Source organism: Nostoc sp. CCY0012, assembly GCF_963920855.1.
In the GTDB taxonomy this organism is placed as follows: Bacteria; Cyanobacteriota; Cyanobacteriia; order Cyanobacteriales; family Nostocaceae; genus Cyanocohniella.
The window spans coordinates 1-16,815 of the sequence record NZ_CAWUDM010000115.1; the positions used below are offsets into that span (position 1 = coordinate 1).

At 42.9% G+C, this 16,815-nt stretch carries 16 protein-coding genes; 8 read left to right on the forward strand and 8 right to left on the reverse strand.

What is annotated here, in order from left to right; translation table 11 throughout:
* Window positions 1-59: 59 nt before the first annotated feature.
* Window positions 60-2,075, reverse strand: a complete 2,016-nt coding sequence (gene speA / locus ACM0OS_RS23985) for a biosynthetic arginine decarboxylase (RefSeq protein ID WP_414545686.1) — start codon at window positions 2,073-2,075, stop codon at window positions 60-62.
* A gap of 241 nt (window positions 2,076-2,316) precedes the next feature.
* Between speA and ndk the strand changes: the two genes are divergently transcribed.
* Complete coding sequence (ndk, locus tag ACM0OS_RS23990; RefSeq protein ID WP_414545687.1) at window positions 2,317-2,766, forward strand: nucleoside-diphosphate kinase; 450 nt, start codon at window positions 2,317-2,319, stop codon at window positions 2,764-2,766.
* Between the two features lie 88 nt (window positions 2,767-2,854).
* Here the strand turns inward: ndk and ACM0OS_RS23995 are convergent, their stop codons facing one another.
* Together ACM0OS_RS23995 and ACM0OS_RS24000 are read right to left on the reverse strand one after the other, a co-directional pair.
* Entirely contained in the window at window positions 2,855-3,583 is a 729-nt protein-coding gene (locus ACM0OS_RS23995) for a TerC family protein (RefSeq protein ID WP_414545688.1), read from the reverse strand.
* A gap of 156 nt (window positions 3,584-3,739) precedes the next feature.
* Window positions 3,740-5,083 carry a TIGR00341 family protein gene (locus ACM0OS_RS24000; RefSeq protein WP_414545689.1) on the reverse strand — a complete coding sequence of 448 codons (1,344 nt, stop codon included), beginning with the start codon at window positions 5,081-5,083 and terminating at the stop codon, window positions 3,740-3,742.
* A 1,102-nt stretch (window positions 5,084-6,185) separates the two neighbouring features.
* Between ACM0OS_RS24000 and ACM0OS_RS24005 the strand changes: the two genes are divergently transcribed.
* The gene (locus ACM0OS_RS24005) at window positions 6,186-7,028 is read left to right on the forward strand and encodes a lysophospholipid acyltransferase family protein (protein WP_414545690.1); all 843 of its coding nucleotides are present in this window, start codon (window positions 6,186-6,188) and stop codon (window positions 7,026-7,028) included.
* On the opposite strand, the gene ACM0OS_RS24010 is transcribed toward ACM0OS_RS24005, so the two are convergent.
* Together ACM0OS_RS24010 and ACM0OS_RS24015 are read right to left on the reverse strand one after the other, a co-directional pair.
* Window positions 7,018-8,526 carry a TrkH family potassium uptake protein gene (locus ACM0OS_RS24010; RefSeq protein ID WP_414545691.1) on the reverse strand — a complete coding sequence of 503 codons (1,509 nt, stop codon included), beginning with the start codon at window positions 8,524-8,526 and terminating at the stop codon, window positions 7,018-7,020. The genes ACM0OS_RS24005 and ACM0OS_RS24010 overlap by 11 nt on opposite strands.
* On the reverse strand, window positions 8,523-8,924 hold the full coding sequence (locus tag ACM0OS_RS24015; protein ID WP_414545692.1) for a potassium channel family protein: 402 nt from the start codon (window positions 8,922-8,924) through the stop codon (window positions 8,523-8,525). The genes ACM0OS_RS24010 and ACM0OS_RS24015 overlap by 4 nt, the downstream gene beginning before the upstream one ends.
* Before the next feature lie 113 nt (window positions 8,925-9,037).
* Here ACM0OS_RS24015 and mtnA point away from each other — a divergent pair, with 113 nt between their 5' ends.
* Complete coding sequence (mtnA, locus tag ACM0OS_RS24020) at window positions 9,038-10,069, forward strand: S-methyl-5-thioribose-1-phosphate isomerase (protein WP_414545693.1); 1,032 nt, start codon at window positions 9,038-9,040, stop codon at window positions 10,067-10,069.
* 217 nt (window positions 10,070-10,286) lie between these two features.
* Complete coding sequence (locus tag ACM0OS_RS24025) at window positions 10,287-11,051, forward strand: hypothetical protein (RefSeq protein WP_414545694.1); 765 nt, start codon at window positions 10,287-10,289, stop codon at window positions 11,049-11,051.
* Window positions 11,052-11,219: 168 nt separating this feature from the next.
* Here ACM0OS_RS24025 and ACM0OS_RS24030 read toward each other — a convergent pair whose 3' ends face one another.
* Complete coding sequence (locus ACM0OS_RS24030) at window positions 11,220-12,335, reverse strand: ABC transporter ATP-binding protein (protein ID WP_414545695.1); 1,116 nt, start codon at window positions 12,333-12,335, stop codon at window positions 11,220-11,222.
* A 123-nt stretch (window positions 12,336-12,458) separates the two neighbouring features.
* The gene (locus ACM0OS_RS24035) at window positions 12,459-13,175 is read right to left on the reverse strand and encodes a GUN4 N-terminal ARM-like repeat domain-containing protein (protein WP_414545696.1); all 717 of its coding nucleotides are present in this window, start codon (window positions 13,173-13,175) and stop codon (window positions 12,459-12,461) included.
* Between the two features lie 225 nt (window positions 13,176-13,400).
* Here ACM0OS_RS24035 and ACM0OS_RS24040 point away from each other — a divergent pair, with 225 nt between their 5' ends.
* Together ACM0OS_RS24040 and ACM0OS_RS24045 are read left to right on the forward strand one after the other, a co-directional pair.
* Window positions 13,401-14,822 carry an NADP-dependent isocitrate dehydrogenase gene (locus tag ACM0OS_RS24040; protein WP_414545697.1) on the forward strand — a complete coding sequence of 474 codons (1,422 nt, stop codon included), beginning with the start codon at window positions 13,401-13,403 and terminating at the stop codon, window positions 14,820-14,822.
* A gap of 276 nt (window positions 14,823-15,098) precedes the next feature.
* Entirely contained in the window at window positions 15,099-15,674 is a 576-nt protein-coding gene (locus ACM0OS_RS24045) for a Uma2 family endonuclease (RefSeq protein WP_414545698.1), read from the forward strand.
* Between the two features lie 7 nt (window positions 15,675-15,681).
* Here the strand turns inward: ACM0OS_RS24045 and ACM0OS_RS24050 are convergent, their stop codons facing one another.
* Entirely contained in the window at window positions 15,682-16,191 is a 510-nt protein-coding gene (locus ACM0OS_RS24050) for a DUF29 family protein (RefSeq protein ID WP_414545699.1), read from the reverse strand.
* A gap of 22 nt (window positions 16,192-16,213) precedes the next feature.
* On the opposite strand from ACM0OS_RS24050, the gene ACM0OS_RS24055 reads away from it, so the two are divergent.
* Together ACM0OS_RS24055 and ACM0OS_RS24060 are read left to right on the forward strand one after the other, a co-directional pair.
* Window positions 16,214-16,366 carry a hypothetical protein gene (locus ACM0OS_RS24055; RefSeq protein WP_414545700.1) on the forward strand — a complete coding sequence of 51 codons (153 nt, stop codon included), beginning with the start codon at window positions 16,214-16,216 and terminating at the stop codon, window positions 16,364-16,366.
* A gap of 117 nt (window positions 16,367-16,483) precedes the next feature.
* The coding region (locus ACM0OS_RS24060; protein WP_414545701.1) for a gamma-glutamyltransferase at window positions 16,484-16,815 on the forward strand (332 nt) is incomplete at its 3' end.

Consider the following 16,815-nt stretch of genomic DNA (forward strand, 5'->3'; position numbering starts at 1 on the left):
CTCCCCATCTCCCCATCTCCCTATCCCCCCATCTCCCCATCTCCCCATCTCCCTAATCTCTAGCTATTAAGATACGTATATCTCCCTAAACTTTGTTCATAGGTTTGTAACAGTCTTTGGGACTCTGCTAGAGTGATGTGCTTTTCTTCTAAGGCTTTTTCACAGCGCTTGCGGATATTTTCTACCATGTCTTCAGCGTCATACTGTACGTAGCTGACGACTTCGCTCATAGTGTCACCTTTGACAACGTGTTGAATTTGATAGCCTTTGGGTGTCAAATTGATGTGAACGGCGTTGGTGTCACCAAATAAGTTATGCAAATTCCCCATGATTTCTTGGTAGGCTCCATTGAGGAACATCCCTAGATAATAGGGTTCTCCGGGCTTAAAGGTGTGCAGTTCTAGGACTGACTTGACATCCCGCAGGTCAATAAAGCGGTCGATTTTGCCATCGCTGTCACAGGTGAGGTCTGCTAAAATTCCTCGCCGTACGGGTTCTTCGTCTAGGCGATGTATGGGCATGATGGGGAATAACTGGTCGATGGCCCAACAATCTGGCGCTGATTGAAACACCGAAAGATTGATGTAGTAAATGGAAGCCATGATTTTTTCTAGGTCTTCCAGTTCATCGGGTACGTATTCTTGCTGTCTGGTGATTTCCAGAATTTTTTGACAACAAGCCCAGTAAAGACGCTCGGCTTTGGCGCGTTCTTGCAGGCGCAGTATTCCTAAGTTGAAACGGCTGATGGCTTCTTCTTTGAATTGGGCTGCGTCGTGGTAGAACTCTTGATAATTCTCTAGGTTGATGGATTGGTACGTTTCCCACAAGTATTTGATGACGGGGGATTCTCCTTCTTGTGGGGGATCTGGTAATTCTAGAGGAACGTCACTAGTACTGAGAACATCAAAAATTAACACAGATTGGTGTGAGGCGATCGCTCGACCACTTTCGCTCACAAGTGTTGGTACGGGAATTTGTCTCTCGGCACAAGTATCTTTTAACTCTGCCACGATATCGTTGGCATAGTTTTGCATGTTGTAGTTTTTGGAGGCGTAGAAGTTGGTTTGTGAACCGTCATAATCTACACCCAAGCCACCACCGACATCCAGATACTTCATATCTGCACCCAACATCGCTAACTCTACGTAGATGCGGCTAGCTTCTTGGATGGCATCTTTAATCACATTGATGGCAGAAATTTGTGAGCCAATGTGAAAGTGCATTAACTGCAATGAATCCAACAAATCAGCATCGCGTAGCTTGTTGACAGCTTCCATGATTTCTGGAATTGTCAACCCAAACTTAGCGCGATCGCCTGTAGAAGTACCCCAGCGGCCCATACCTTGGGTGCTTAATTTGGCACGCACACCTAAAATCGGTTTAATTCCTAACTGGCGATGAGCGGCAATTACCAAATCCACTTCTTCTACCTGTTCTAAGACGATGATTGGTGTTTGTCCTAGTCTTTGGGATAGCATTGCTGTTTCGATGTATTCCCGGTCTTTATAGCCGTTGCAAATGAGCAATGCTCCCGGTGTATCCAGCAAAGCTAGAGCAATCATTAATTCGGGCTTAGAACCGGCTTCTAAACCAAATTGATGGGGTTTGCCAAATTTAACTAAATCCTCAATTAAATGGCGTTCTTGGTTGCATTTAACAGGAAAAACGCCACGATAAACCCCAGGGTAATTGTAACGGGCGATCGCTTTACCAAAACAAGCATTCAACCGCTCAATCCGGTCTTCCAAAATATCAGAGAAGCGAATTAACAAAGGCAGTCCCAAGTTACGTTGCTTCAAGGCGTTGACCAATTCAAACAAGTCCAGAGAACCCCCGCGATCGCCCTTGGGGGAAACTGTGACATGACCCGCAGCATTAATGGAAAAATAAGGCTCTCCCCATCCTTCTATGCGGTATAGCGCTTCACTATCCTCTATTTTCCAGGAACGAGGTAAATCTCCTGTAGGATTACTAGGTGGTAGCAGCTTTTTTTGCTTGTGATTTTTTACTTCCGACTTGTGTCCATTGGAAGGCATTACTACCTCCTCTGATGTAGCAGTTGATTCAACACCCATTTCTTCGTGACCTCTGTGTTTCACCCACGAATTAACAATTTAACGCATTCAACTTGCAACCGATATGCACTCAGAGATAATTTCTGAGATAAACTCTGATTGGTCATTGCTTACGTGTCATTAGTCATGAGTTATTTGTCATTAGTCAAGAGTAAAATCTCTACACTGTGAACAAAAGACACAAGACAAAGGATATAAACAACGACCAAATAAAAAATGTATTAAGTTTTGGGAGATAGCTTTGGAACGCACATTCTTAGCAATTAAGCCTGATGGCGTACAGCGTGGACTAGTGGCAGAAATTATCCGTCGCTATGAAAGTAAAGGTTTTACCCTTGTGGGCTTAAAGTTCATGAAAGTCAGCCGAGAACTAGCAGAACAGCATTATGATGTTCACCGGGAACGACCCTTTTTTGCTAGCTTAGTTGAATTTATCACCTCCGGCCCCGTAGTAGCGATGGTCTGGGAAGGTGAAGGCGTTGTTGCTTCTGCCAGAAAAATTATTGGGGCCACAAACCCCTTAACCGCAGAACCAGGAACAATTCGGGGCGACTTTGGCACGAATATTGGTCGCAACCTGATCCACGGTTCTGACGCTTTAGAAACCGCACAAAGAGAAATAGCTCTGTGGTTTAAAGAAGAAGAATTAGTTAGTTGGCAACCACATTTAACACCGTGGCTGAAAGAGTAAATTAGGGAGCAGGGGGGCAGGGGGCAGGGGAGCTGGTTAACATCCCTCATACTCTAGCCCCCAGCCTCTAGCCCCTAACCTCTAGCCTCTAGCCTCTAGTCTCTACTTCACTCTTTTCGGGTTCTACTTCAGCTACTTCAATGACATTACGCACAGAGAATCCCCAGACTAGAATTAGGCCGATCGCCGAAATCACAACCCATTCTGGTGGGACTAAATTATCGTTCACAACTCTCAATAACAGGCGCAAACCCACAAACGCCACAGTTATATAACCTGCATCTTCGAGGTTTTTAAATTCATCTAACCAACGGATAAATAATCCCGTCATAAATCGCAGGGTGATAATCCCAATTGTCGCACCTGTGAGTACTAGCCACTTTTCTTGAGAAACCGCGATCGCAGTTGTCACACTATCCAAAGAAAATGCCAAATCTGTAAAGGCAATTACAGGTATCGCTTGCAACAAAGAGTTAAAACGCGGGCCGTGATGATGGTTGTCGTCGGCTTCTTCTGAGGTAAAGTGTTGGAATACCAACCACAGCAAATAGGCAGCACCTAATAATTCAAATTGCCAGTATTTCTGTATCCAAGTGGCAGTGAGAATTAAGCTGATTCGCAGCACATAGGCAACCACTAAACCAAAGTTCAGGGCCTTACGTTCTAGTTCTTTGTCTTCTAGTCCTTGGGCGATCGCAGCCAGGGCGATAGCATTATCAGCAGATAGCACCGCCTCTAATAAAACCAGGATCAGCAGGACTATCGGGGCTTCAACGCTGAAATTAAAGTGCAGATAATCAAAAATGTGGTCTAGCATTCCGGGTTTCTCAAGCAGGAAAAATTAAAAATTAACAGAATCAGCTAATTTGGAGATCAAAAGTGCAATAAAAAGCTACTTTTACCCAGCTTAACGCGTGGCTGCTGCATTCTCACGGTGTGGATATCCAGGCGATCGCTTCGCTATGGTATTACCCTAAAAGATTTTATTAGCTGTAAGCCTTTTCTCCCCCTTCCTCCCCTGCTCCCCTGCTCCCCTGCCTCTTACAGTTGGGGTTTCTAGAACGTTCACATCAACTAAAGGTGTGACGTTAAAGTCTTGTTGCAATAAATGAGTTTGAATTGATTGGGTGAGGCGATCACGAATTTCTTCAGCAGAAGCTGTAACTTGGGGTTGACGCTGTACATAAACCACACAAAGCAGAGTATCTTGATCTTCAATATCGGAGCGTGTGAAGCGCACATTTGACTCGACTAATTTTGCTAAACCAACTTGTGCCACAGTTTTCTGAACTTCAGCGTTGGCACGTTGGGCAAGACTAGAGCGTTGTAGATTAGGGGAATTAGCAAACTGCCAAGTAAGCAACCCTGCCAATGCAATGACAGTGATCACTAAGGAAATGCCGAATATTCGTTTTTTACCACGCTGATAGCGAGTTCCTTGGGCAGACAGCCCAAATAATCGGAACACAAGTGTTGCTGAAAAGTTGATACCGCATAGTTGCAACAACAGTAAGAACAGCCCCGAAGTTACCATGTCCCATCTGCCAACGGCACTTGCCATCCCCACAATTCCCGCAGGTGGAGCTAAGGAAGCGGCAACTAACATTCCGGTTGCGGCTCCAGATACTAAACTACTCCGCTCTGATTGAACTAAGTTTAGCGCCCCTGCTGCTCCGGCTGCCAATGGTAAAATCACTGCAACTGCTGAAACTTGGCTATTATCTAGCATTAAAGAGGTGGGAATTTCTTGCTGTAATATCAGACTAAGTAGCCAAGTCGTGACTATTGTGACCGTTAAAGCTGAAAAATAGCGAAGAATACTCCGCCCCAGGAGTTGGCGATCGCCCCATGCAGTAGCAATTGCTGTATTCATTGCCGGGCCTGCAAACGGTGCAATCAGCATCGCTGCCACCAACAAATAAGGTGTATTAGTATACAAGCCAATCCAGACAACAAAGCCTGCGAGTGCGGCATAACCGAGAAAGCCTTGCCAAGAGCCAACACTTTGCAAACCGGAGAGCAGAATCTCAATCGGGCTGCGTTCCTCCACATCTACAACCTGCTGCGGTGCTTCCGACGCTGGGGGTTGCAGAGTCATTACACCCGTGGGTATGAGAGTAATTTGTGCTTTGGGTAAATCTTGCAATTCCTCTAGGACTTTCCCAACTTCTTGATTAGAAACATGGATCATCACCACGTCAATGGGTTCGTCTGCATTCCCTTCAAATCGTGACAGGTTGGTGCCATTGTGAGATTTAGCAATTTCAATAACTGCTTTTCCGTTTCCTCGTGGCACTTGGATAATAAGTTGACGCATTTTCACCTCCTACCGTTAACCATCTTGCTTGAGGGGGCGAAAACACTACTACCCAAAGAAAGATTTGATTGTCCACTAGGACTTACGCAACTGGCATATTTTAAGTTTGTAGTGAGGACTTTAGTCCTCTCTGGGAGATGCTCCGCGAACTTACACAGTGACTGATTATTTTTTTAATTGGAAGTCCCTTGTCTTGCCTGGGGTGTCTCATCAAAATAATAAAAGAGGCTTGGCTCTTCACCAAACCTCACTATAAATCCAGTGCATAACAACATCCCGGACTAATTTACCTATTATTTTCGTACTTGGTCATCTTCCCATAGGATGTGTCCAAATACCCGAAAAACTGATATTACTTGAATTTGGTATTTTAAACTACATTTAAAGTTGAATATCTGCCTCATACCGTTGGCTGAAAGTCAAAAAGAAAAGACGGGTTTGATCCCGCCGATATAGCTTGAAAGTGGTAATACACCTTGAATTATATAAAATAGCAAAAATTAAATTTAATAGGTTATCAGGAAAATTTATTATATACACAAAAAGAACAAACATTTATGTTGTACTCAGTGTTTTAATCATAAGCAATTCTGGTAATACTTATCAACATATCACATCATAATTTTCATGAATTGCCAAAATGGCAATTAGAAATAAATCAAAAAACTAAGTTTAATTCTGCCGTAATGATTGACAAGACAGAGATTTTCGTAATGTGAGTAGTTTCCACAAAATTTTTGATAATAAAACTCAGATATATGAATCTGTCAAAAAAATTACAATTATTTTTTGTATATATGCTATGCCACTAGGGAATAAACGTGTGTATGAAAAATAACTCAAAACAGTTATAATTTGGCTATAAGACACTGATAAAAATTTGCAGTTTAACCGAAAATACCAGGCATTGACTGGCATATTTCGGGTTTTTATCCTGCCCACTCTCTGACAACCAGAGAGTTTCCCTAAAATCTTGGTGGTTTACGCAGATACTAGTTGAGAAATATAGCTTTAAAAACAGTATTCCTCAGTAAAATTATTATGTTTTAAACCACAACAAGAGATATAGTAAGAGTTTCACTAATCCTGTTCAGATGCCTGGATGTTACAAACGCAACTTAAAACCAACACAAAACTTGGTTGGACTCTAGATGAGAGAGATCCAAAGTTCATCAAATCGATGATGCCCTTCTTGAGTTTTTTATATCATTACTATTTTCGAGTTCAAACTAGTGGCTGGCATCATATTCAACCTCACGAAAAAGTCTTATTTGTTGGTTCTCACAATGGAGGACTGGCAGCCCCCGATATGATTATGATGATGTACGACTGGTTCCGCAGATTTGGTGTTGAGCGGCCTGTCTACGGTCTTATGCATCCCAAAGTATGGGAAGTTAGCCCCCCAATTGCCCAAATGGCTGCCAAAACTGGGGCAGTCATTGCCCATCCGAAAATGGCTTATGGTGCTTTACGTGCTGGAGCTAGTTTACTTGTCTATCCAGGTGGTGCAGAAGATACCTTCCGGCCGCATCATTTGCGGAATAAAATTTATTTTGCTGGACGAAAAGCATTTATTAAGCTGGCGCTACGAGAAAATGTGCCAATTATCCCTGTCATTTCTGATGGGGCCCACGATACGTTGTATGTGGTGACTGATATTTATAATGTTTTGCGGCAATTTCATGAATGGGGAATGCCTTGGCTATTTGGCGTTGATCCTGTAGTTTTTCCGATTTATTTAGGTTTACCTTGGGGATTAGCAATGGGGCCACTACCCAATATTCCCTTACCTGTACCCATTCAAACACGGGTTTGTCCACCCATTGTTTTCCCACGCTATGGTCGGGAAGCAGCAAGCGATCGCCTGTATGTCGATGAGTGTTATGAATTAGTTGTGAGTAAGATGCAGCAAGAGTTAGACCATTTAGTCAAACTTAATGCTTGATCTGATTCCCCACGCCCAGCAAGGAAGACAACAAGACTAACACAGGAATAATTTCCAATCTTCCCAACCACATCAACACAATTAAAGTCAGCTTACCTAGCCAGTGTAAATCTGGCCCGGTAATGCCTACAGATAAACCGACACTTCCTAAAGCAGAAGCAGTTTCAAAAACTATATTAATCAAGCTAGCTTCAGGGACAAGATGAAGCAATATTAAAACTCCCAGGGCGATCGCTCCTATCCACAAGATAGCCAAAACAGCAGCAGATGCGATCATATTATTGGCTGCGGATTCAGTTAATACTTTATTATCTAGTTGATAGCGCATAAGTTGATGGGGTTTGAGGTCAAGTTGCCGAAACCGCCATACTACTGCTTTGTAAAAAACTATCAATCGCCGTAGCTTCAATCCACCCACTGTAGAACCAGCAGTCCCACCAATAACCATAGCCAAACTCAACAATAGTTTGCTACTAGGACTCCAAGAATCTAAATCAACAGTTTCAAAGCCACAGGTTCCTAAAGCAGAAACCCATTGAAACAAGGAATCTAACCACAGCACTGTACCACTGAACCAATAAGTTTCTAATAATAGCGCTAGCACTCCTAAAAACAACAATAGCCACAAAGCTCGATGTTGTGAATCTTGCCAAAGTGCAGACAAGCGCCGTTGAGTGATTAACTGGTAGTGGATAGGAAAACTAATAGCTCCAGCAATCATTAGGGGAATGACAGCCAATTGAATCATCGGACTGTAACTACCTAGACTTTGATCACGGATACTAAAACCACCTGTAGCAATGCCTGTGAAACCGTGGTTAATGGCATCCCAGCAAGGCATTCCGGCTATGTGCAGCAATATCATCCCTAAACCAGTATAAATCAGGTAAACCCACCAAATGCGGCGGACTGTTTCCTTAACAGTCAAACCAATGTGTTGCTGTCGTCCCTCGGAACGATAAAGCTGATCAGCTTCAGTACTCGGTTCTAGCGTCGAAAGCACCAAAACAATTATGCCTACGCCCCCAATCCATTGTGTAAAAGAACGCCACCACTGCAAGCTATGAGGTAGTTCATTTTCATGTAGTGTTACCGTCAGCCCTGTACTAGTAAATCCTGAGAAGGCCTCAAAAAGAGCATTTTCAAAGTGCTGAAACTCAAGTACAGTTTGCGGTGTTTGCAAATTAGCATTGATGGCGATCGCCCAAAATGGAATTGCTCCTAAAAGTGGGATGATTGCCCAACTAATGGCAGCAATCAACATGGCATGACGGAGACGAATTGGTTGAATGTGACGAAATAGACGGTAACAGAATTGACCAGTAGTGCCAGACGCGATCGCAGTTGCTAAGAATGGCCAAATAGCATCATACTCGCCAAACCAAATGCACACAGGTAATGAAGCTAAAGCCATGATACCTGGTACATGTAGCAACAAACCTACATAGTGCAAAATTGATTGAATACCAGGATGGAAATAGGGAAACTTAATCTTCACGCTTGTGGCAGCAAATTGTAGAGAGAACGGGCAATAATAATCTCTGGGTCTACAATGACATCAACACCCAACTTTTCAAACAATGCTTGATGTTCCTTGTGATTAACCATACTAATTAGTGTAAAAATATTACGTTCTTTGCCGAGGAACATAGTCATGAGGTTGGCTGAATCATCACTAGTTGTAGCAATTAAAGCATCTGCTTGATCAGCCCCTACTTCATCTAAAATGCCTCCCTGAGCAATATCAGCGTGAAATACCTTGACGTTGTATTTCTGTAAAACTGCTTGTGCCTTCTCCTTTGAGGCTTCAATAATTGTCACATTATGCCCGTCTTGCAGCGCTAATTCTGCCAAAGCAATTCCTTTGGAACTAGCACCGACAATAATCAAGTTCATAGATCGATTTGCATGAAGTGTAGGAAGTTACCGCAACCAAAGGTAAATATTTCATCAACAACCTAGTAGGTTGATAATACTTATAATATCGTCCTCATCTGCCCAATTCCTCAATGATTTACCCCGTTATTTGGCACAACAATTCAGTTACTTTAATTGACCAAACCCGTTTACCCAACGAATATGCTGTAGTAGAGATTCACCGTAGCGAGGATATGGCAAGAGCCATTAAAACTATGATTGTCCGTGGTGCGCCGGCCATTGGTGTAGCTGCGGCTTATGGGATGTATCTGGGCGCGAGAGAAATCGAGACAACAGATAAGCATGAGTTTTGGGAACGCTTAGAAAAAGTTGCTCAGTTATTACGTTCCACTCGCCCGACAGCGGTAAATTTATTTTGGGCAATTAGTCGCATGATGAAAACTGCCTACGAAACCCCAGGGACAGTAGCAGAAATTCAGCAAAACCTCTTGCAAACCGCCCAAGCTATCAATGCTGAGGATTTGCAAACTTGTCAGGCCATCGGTGATCATGGGTTGGCAGTATTACCCACTACACCAGAAAAATTAACTATCCTGACCCACTGTAACGCTGGGGCATTAGCAACTGCTGGGTATGGTACAGCCTTGGGTGTGGTGCGTTCCGCTTGGCGAGAAGGGCGATTAGAACGTGTATTTGCTGATGAAACCCGTCCTCGTTTACAAGGTGCCAAACTGACTGCTTGGGAATGTGTGCAAGAAAACATTCCTGTGACGGTAATTACTGATAACATGGCTGCCCATTGCATGAAACAGGGTTTAATTCATGCGGTAGTTGTGGGTGCCGATCGCATTGCTGCCAATGGTGATACTGCGAATAAAATTGGTACTTATAGTGTGGCGATCGCAGCTAAAGCCCATGATATTCCTTTTTATGTAGCCGCTCCCCTGTCTACCATTGATTTTGATTTAGCTGATGGTAGTCAAATTCCCATTGAGGAGCGTAACCCAGAGGAAGTATACCAAGTTGGCGATACGATGCTGACACCGTTGGGTGTGGAATTTTATAATCCAGCATTTGATGTTACCCCGGCTGAGTTGATTACAGCCATAATTACGGAACAAGGTGCGTTTCCTCCTGATGAGTTAGTAAAATTACAGTTGTAATTAGTAGCTTAAATCACCATTATAGTCATTAGACAAGATAATATTGCTTGTTTGGTCAGGCTTGGTGCGAAATTTTTACTAGGTGGTGTGTAGTTTATAGAGCAATACAGTTCACGTATTGGTTTATAGAGTCAGACTATATTTGGATTTTAGATTGGGAATCACCAAGCCGCCCGCGCGCAGCGATTGTAATACACCAAAACCATAAAAAGAGAGTATGAATAAGCTAATTCCGGCTATTGTGTTAATTATTTGCTCAATCGGAATTACGAGTTGTGGTAATTCGCCAACTGATACGGTTACCCAAAATCAGCTGCAACCTACACCAGAAAAAACTACACCCCCCCAGACTAATAGTGGTAATAACCAAGCTCAACCAGTTGCTAATAAACAACCACAAATTGGTACAGTCACAGAATTAGTAACAGGCGATATTATCTGCTACGCCACCATAGTAGATGAACAAGGAATTGAACATCGTGTAGGTGCATCATTTGAAATTTGTGCTGAATCAGAAAAATATTTAAACAAGAAAGTCCGCGCCTCTTATGAAATCGCTTCCTTAAATGATTGCGAAAGTATTGAACCATGTGGCAAAAGTCGCCAAGAATCTATTATTGCCAGTATGGAAATTTTGGATAAGAAAACATCAAGTAAACCCGCAGCTAGCAACTCACAAACCCTCAGCAATGGGAAGTGGACAATTACCATTGGTAATAGAGATTCTTGGACTGGAGTTAATAATACAGGGAACCTGACTTATAAAGGATGTGATGTCAAAGGCAATTGTATAGATTTAAAAGGTGGGAAAGTCACCTGTCGGGATGGTACCTGTTTTACAGGTTGGGTGAATGGAGATTATCGCTACATTTGGTCACAAGCGATTACCGAAGATGGTAATGCCTCTCCCACCCTCATTGTCAAAAAAGGCGACACGGAAATCCTGAACGCTACAGGATTTAAACTTGTACCTACTAGTTAAACCAATTCGCAATTCGCAATTCGCAATTCGCAATAGAGCCTACGGCACGCTCCGCGAACGCAATTACGTGTTGTAACGTGGATTTAGACCCCGCCACAACATTTGCGGCTTGATAGAAGACGGGGACTTAAACCCCTACACTTTGTTAAATTTTCCCCCAAGCCATAGCTAATCTAAAGGCGAAATTCGATCACCAGTTTTAGGATCAAAAACAAACAACTGACTTAAATCTAATTGTAGAGACAAGCGATCGCCTGGACGCGGCTGGACATTGGCATTAGTTTGAATATTCAACACCGAAGTCAAACCCGGTACACTAGCGCGAATCAAAGTCTCCCTTCCCAGAGGTTCCACCACCTGCACCTCAACTGTTAACCCTGCTAAATTCCCCTCTCTAAGTTCTCCTTGTCTCTGTGGTTCGTCAATATAAATATGTTCGGGACGAATCCCCAAATCAAAAGTTTGACCTTGACGTAACTGCACCTGTTCCCTCACCGCAGGCGGAACACTCAACGACTGGCCATTCACATCAAACACATTATTTTGATAAATTGCCGGCAAAATATTCATGGGAGGATTCCCCAAAAAAGTTGCCACCATGCGATTAGCTGGACGCGCGTAAATACCTTGGGGATCACCAATTTGTTGAATTTTCCCCCGTTCCAGCACCACAATCTTATCAGCCAAGGTCATGGCCTCGACTTGATCATGGGTCACATATATAGTAGTAATTCCCAATTGGTGATGTAGCTGTTTTAACTCTGCTCTAGTATCATCGCGTAACTGGGCATCTAAATTAGACAGAGGTTCATCTAGTAAAAATACTTGGGGTTCACGGGCGATCGCTCGTCCTAATGCTACCCGTTGTTGCTGTCCCCCAGAAAGCTGTTTGGGTTTGCGATCTAGTAGGTGTTCCAAAGAAAGCGATCGCGCCACTTTCACCACTCGTTCTTGAATTAGTTTCGGGTCAACCTTCCGCATTTTCATCCCAAAAGCGATGTTTTGCGCCACTGTCATGTGCGGATACAAAGCATAATTTTGGAATACCATCGCAATATCCCGTTGTCTAGCGGGTACATTATTCATCAGGCGATCGCCAATATACAGATTACCTGATGTGGCAGATTCCAAGCCGGCGATGGTGCGTAAAATTGTCGACTTCCCACAACCCGACGGCCCCACCAATACCCAAAATTCACCATCGGGAATTTCAAAGGTAATATCCTCGATGGCGGAGACGTTGTTAAATCTACGTCTAATTTCTTCTAATTGAACTTTTGCCATAAGCCGATTTCAAACTTCAATATTCGATTTATGCAGATAGATGCGGGTTAACTCCTTTTAGACTATCACTCCAGCCGAGCCACAAACTCGTCTTTTGTCAGGTCAGCATCCCGTTAGCATTCCTCATTTTGACCAAGCCGGGTGAGACAACAACGAAGCAAACACACGCACTCCCCGCAGTTGATTAGACAGGGGTAAATGACCTTTAGGGGCGCTTAAATCCCAGGTAAACTGGTTGGGGTATCGCGTCCAGTTATTACCGCTTTTCCAGCCAATTTTCGGCCAGAAATTGTCCCAATTTTTGCCTAAACTCAACCAAATTTCGCGCTGCACCGAAAAGCCAAACTTGCCCTCGGAGTGGACTATCCAGAGGTGGTTAATAGTTTGTAAATCCACAATTGGCGCATTTTCTACTTCAGTAAAATACAACCATTTTCTTTGTACAGCCGTTGGACCTGCTAGCTCACACAGATTTTGGATAGTCATGCGATCGGCTGCTTGGAAGTCCTGGACAGCAAGTAGCTGTTGCAAGGGATTGTAATTAATCCCTGACTCTGATTTTAGAGGTACAATTCCTTCAGGGAAGTCTGTTTGCAGAAATTCTTTGACTTGGGGTGCATCAGAATTGTAGAGGACTTGATAAGTTTTGCCATCGATCCAAGTCGCTGGGTGATCACGTCGTTGCCGTAAAAATTCCATCAACACATCTAATCCTTCATTACCCAAGTTAGCTAACTGTGGGATAATCTGTTGTTGGACTTGAAAAGACCCAGCGATTAACGATTGTCGTAGGGAGTCGATGTCATTAGCAGTGCCTGATAAAATCATTGGGTCTGTCATGCCATTACTCTTGTTAGCGTTCAGTGAAAAAGTGATTGGCTATCGATTGTTCTCCAAGGTGAAGCACTGATAGCGAAAAGTAGTTTACCCCCAAATACTGTACAAGGGGAATGAGGGAAAAATCTGCACCTTGTGTCTAGGTAAACAAAAGACATAGCAAAATTTGCAAGCCTGTCAAAGAAAGAATTTTGGACTGGCGGCGTATCGTTCAGGAGTGTTTGAAATATGTACGACAAGATTATCCCCCCCACAGCCGGAACAAAAATCACCTTTAAAAATGGTGAGCCAATTGTGCCTGACAATCCAATTATCCCTTTTATTCGGGGCGATGGCACAGGTATTGATATTTGGCCGGCTACCCAAAAAGTACTAGATGCTGCGGTAGCCAAGGCATACAATAATCAACGTCAAATTAGTTGGTTTAAGGTTTACGCTGGGGATGAAGCTTGTGATTTATACGGCACGTATCAGTATTTGCCTCAGGATACGTTAACGGCAATTAAAGAATATGGTGTAGCCATCAAAGGCCCCTTGACTACTCCCGTCGGCGGTGGGATTCGTTCTTTAAATGTAGCATTGCGGCAAATTTTTGATCTGTATGCCTGTGTACGTCCTTGCCGTTATTATGCAGGTACACCCTCGCCCCACAAAAATCCAGAAAAACTAGATGTAATTGTTTATCGGGAAAATACGGAAGATATTTATTTGGGTATCGAGTGGAAACAGGGAAGTGAAATCGGCGATCGCTTGATTAAAATCCTCAACGAAGAACTCATTCCCGCCACCCCAGAACACGGCAAAAAACAAATCCCCCTCGATGCTGGTATTGGGATTAAACCCATCAGTAAAACTGGTTCTCAGCGTTTAGTGCGACGCGCCATCAAACACGCCTTACTGTTACCCAAACACAAGCAACAAGTGACCTTGGTGCATAAAGGCAACATTATGAAGTACACCGAAGGCGCTTTTCGTGATTGGGGTTATGAATTGGTAACCAGTGAATTTCGCACTGAATGCGTTACTGAACGGGAATCTTGGATTTTAAGCAACAAAGAGAAAAATCCTGATATCTCCTCAGAAGATAATGCCCGTGAGATTGACCCTGGTTATGATTCCTTGACACCAGAGAAAAAAGCGCAAATTGTCAAAGAAGTGGAAACAGTTCTTAACTCAATTTGGGAAACCCACGGTAATGGCCAGTGGAAAGACAAAATCATGGTCAATGACCGGATTGCTGACAGTATTTTCCAACAAATCCAAACCAGACCCGATGAGTATTCGATTCTGGCGACAATGAACTTAAACGGTGATTATTTATCTGATGCGGCTGCGGCCATTGTCGGTGGTTTAGGAATGGGGCCAGGGGCTAATATTGGCGATGCTTGTGCCATATTTGAAGCTACCCACGGCACCGCACCCAAGCACGCCGGCTTAGATCGGATTAATCCTGGTTCCGTGATTTTGTCTGGTGTGATGATGCTGGAATTTATGGGTTGGCAAGAAGCCGCAGACCTAGTTAAGAAAGGTTTAGGCCAGGCGATCGCTAGTAGTCAAGTCACCTATGATTTAGCCCGGTTGCTAGAACCACCAGTAGAGCCTTTAAAGTGTTCTGAATTTGCCGACGCAATTATCAAACATTTTGGATAAATGATGATTAGGGTGGGAATATCCCGCCCTAGCGCTAAATTTATTATTAGAGCGTGTTTGAAAAGTGATTGGCTGTGATTTTAAACACTCGCAGATCCCCCTAAATCCCCCTTACAAAGGGGGACTTTGATTCATTTCCCCCCTTTTTAAGCGATGCCCTGAGCTTGTCGAAGGGGGGGCTAGGGGGGATCTAAAAGTATTTGATACATCATGAAGGACTTTTCAAACATCCTCTTAGTTAATGCGAAAAAAGCGATGATTAACTAGGTGATTTATATGGTTACTAGTCCTTTAAAGTTAAACTTAAACACCGTTGATCTCACAGACGAACAGTTTTATCAGCTATGCCAAAATAATCAGGAGTTAAAATTTGAGCGGACATCCACCGGAGAGTTAATTATTATGCCACCTGTGGGAGGAGAAAGCGGGAATCGAGAAGCTGATTTAATTATTGATTTGGGAATCTGGAATCGACAAACAAAACTCGGCTACACTTTTAGTTCTTCGACTATATTTAAATTACCTAATGGTGCAGACCGTTCTCCTGATGCGGCGTGGATAAAATGTGAACGATGGGAAGCTCTTACTCCTGAACAAAAACGTAAATTTCCTCCTATAGCACCAGATTTTGTCATGGAATTAAGGTCAGCTACCGATGATTTAGCAACTCTGCGTCAGAAAATGCAGGAATACATGGATGCAGGGGTAAATTTGGGATGGTTAATTAACCCTCAACAGCAGCAAGTAGAAATTTATCGCTCAGGAAAAAACGTAGAAGTGCAAGATTTGCCTACAGTGTTGTCTGGTGAAAATGTCTTGCCAGGATTTAGCTTAATTTTATCCACTTATTAGGTATTTTCTAACGCCAAATTTCTCCTCCAAGTAAGTGAATTAGATAATTATCCATAATTGTTGGTAATTCCTTGGCAGAATAGGAATAAGTTAAATCAAGAAATTGAATTGCTCTAGTTATCAATTGGTTTTTATCCACAATGGCTGATAATTGAGAGCGCGTATATTTACCATTCATTACTTCCACACTGGCATCAGATATGGCATCTTCAATTACTTCTTCTAATATCAACATTTCCCATTCATCTTGATTGACGTAATATGATGTTTTATTTTCTTTGGTATTCAGCTTTTGAATTTCTCGAATTGAGTTGCGAATAGATGCCATCCAAAAATTTGTTAATCGCTGTTCTATTTGATTTTTAATTAAATGAATTAACAAGATATTTACATAAGACTGTATATTACGCAAAACTGCTTGCTTACTCATCCCCTCTAACTCATCCACAATTGCCAAAGCATCTGCGTAACGTCCTTGTAAAATGCTATTTCTCAGGTCAGTTAATTCCTGTGTCATTTTTACGAACCTTCATCAAATAATGGCTAAATCTCTGTCTGCTACTGGTGATCTTTCGCTGTTATTTGCTATGAGCGATCGCGCAAAGCGCACCACCTCGCACCTCGCTACTCCTTTATCTAGTATGACTCCGACAATGATCATGGAGAATAGCGGATGGCGGTGGCATCACTAAGGTACTGCAAATTATCCTGAAGGTGCTGGAATACAAAATGTACTTAGGGATTGCTGAAAAAGAACGAAAAGGTGACAGTATCTAAGGTAATCAATAATTACTCACAAAAATTATAAAATGGGTATTCTTGCTAGATCCCGACGCATTGCTATCACTGTCTTTTCCTTTGGCGTTGTCTTGTGCAACCAAGCAGCAGTAGCAACTATTACAGTACCTCTACGCAGCCAAAAGGGAATGGTGGTTTCAGCACATCCCCTCGCCAGTGATGCGGGAATTGCCATGTTGCGTCAGGGTGGTAATGCTATTGATGCAGCAGTAGCTACAACTTTTGCTATTTCTGTAGTTGAGCCTTTTTCGGCAGGAATTGGCGGTGGCGGATTTTTATTGATGCATTCTAGGGTGTTGATTTTGTGGGAGAGATGCTCAAAATTTTTCATGCAGTTTCTGTG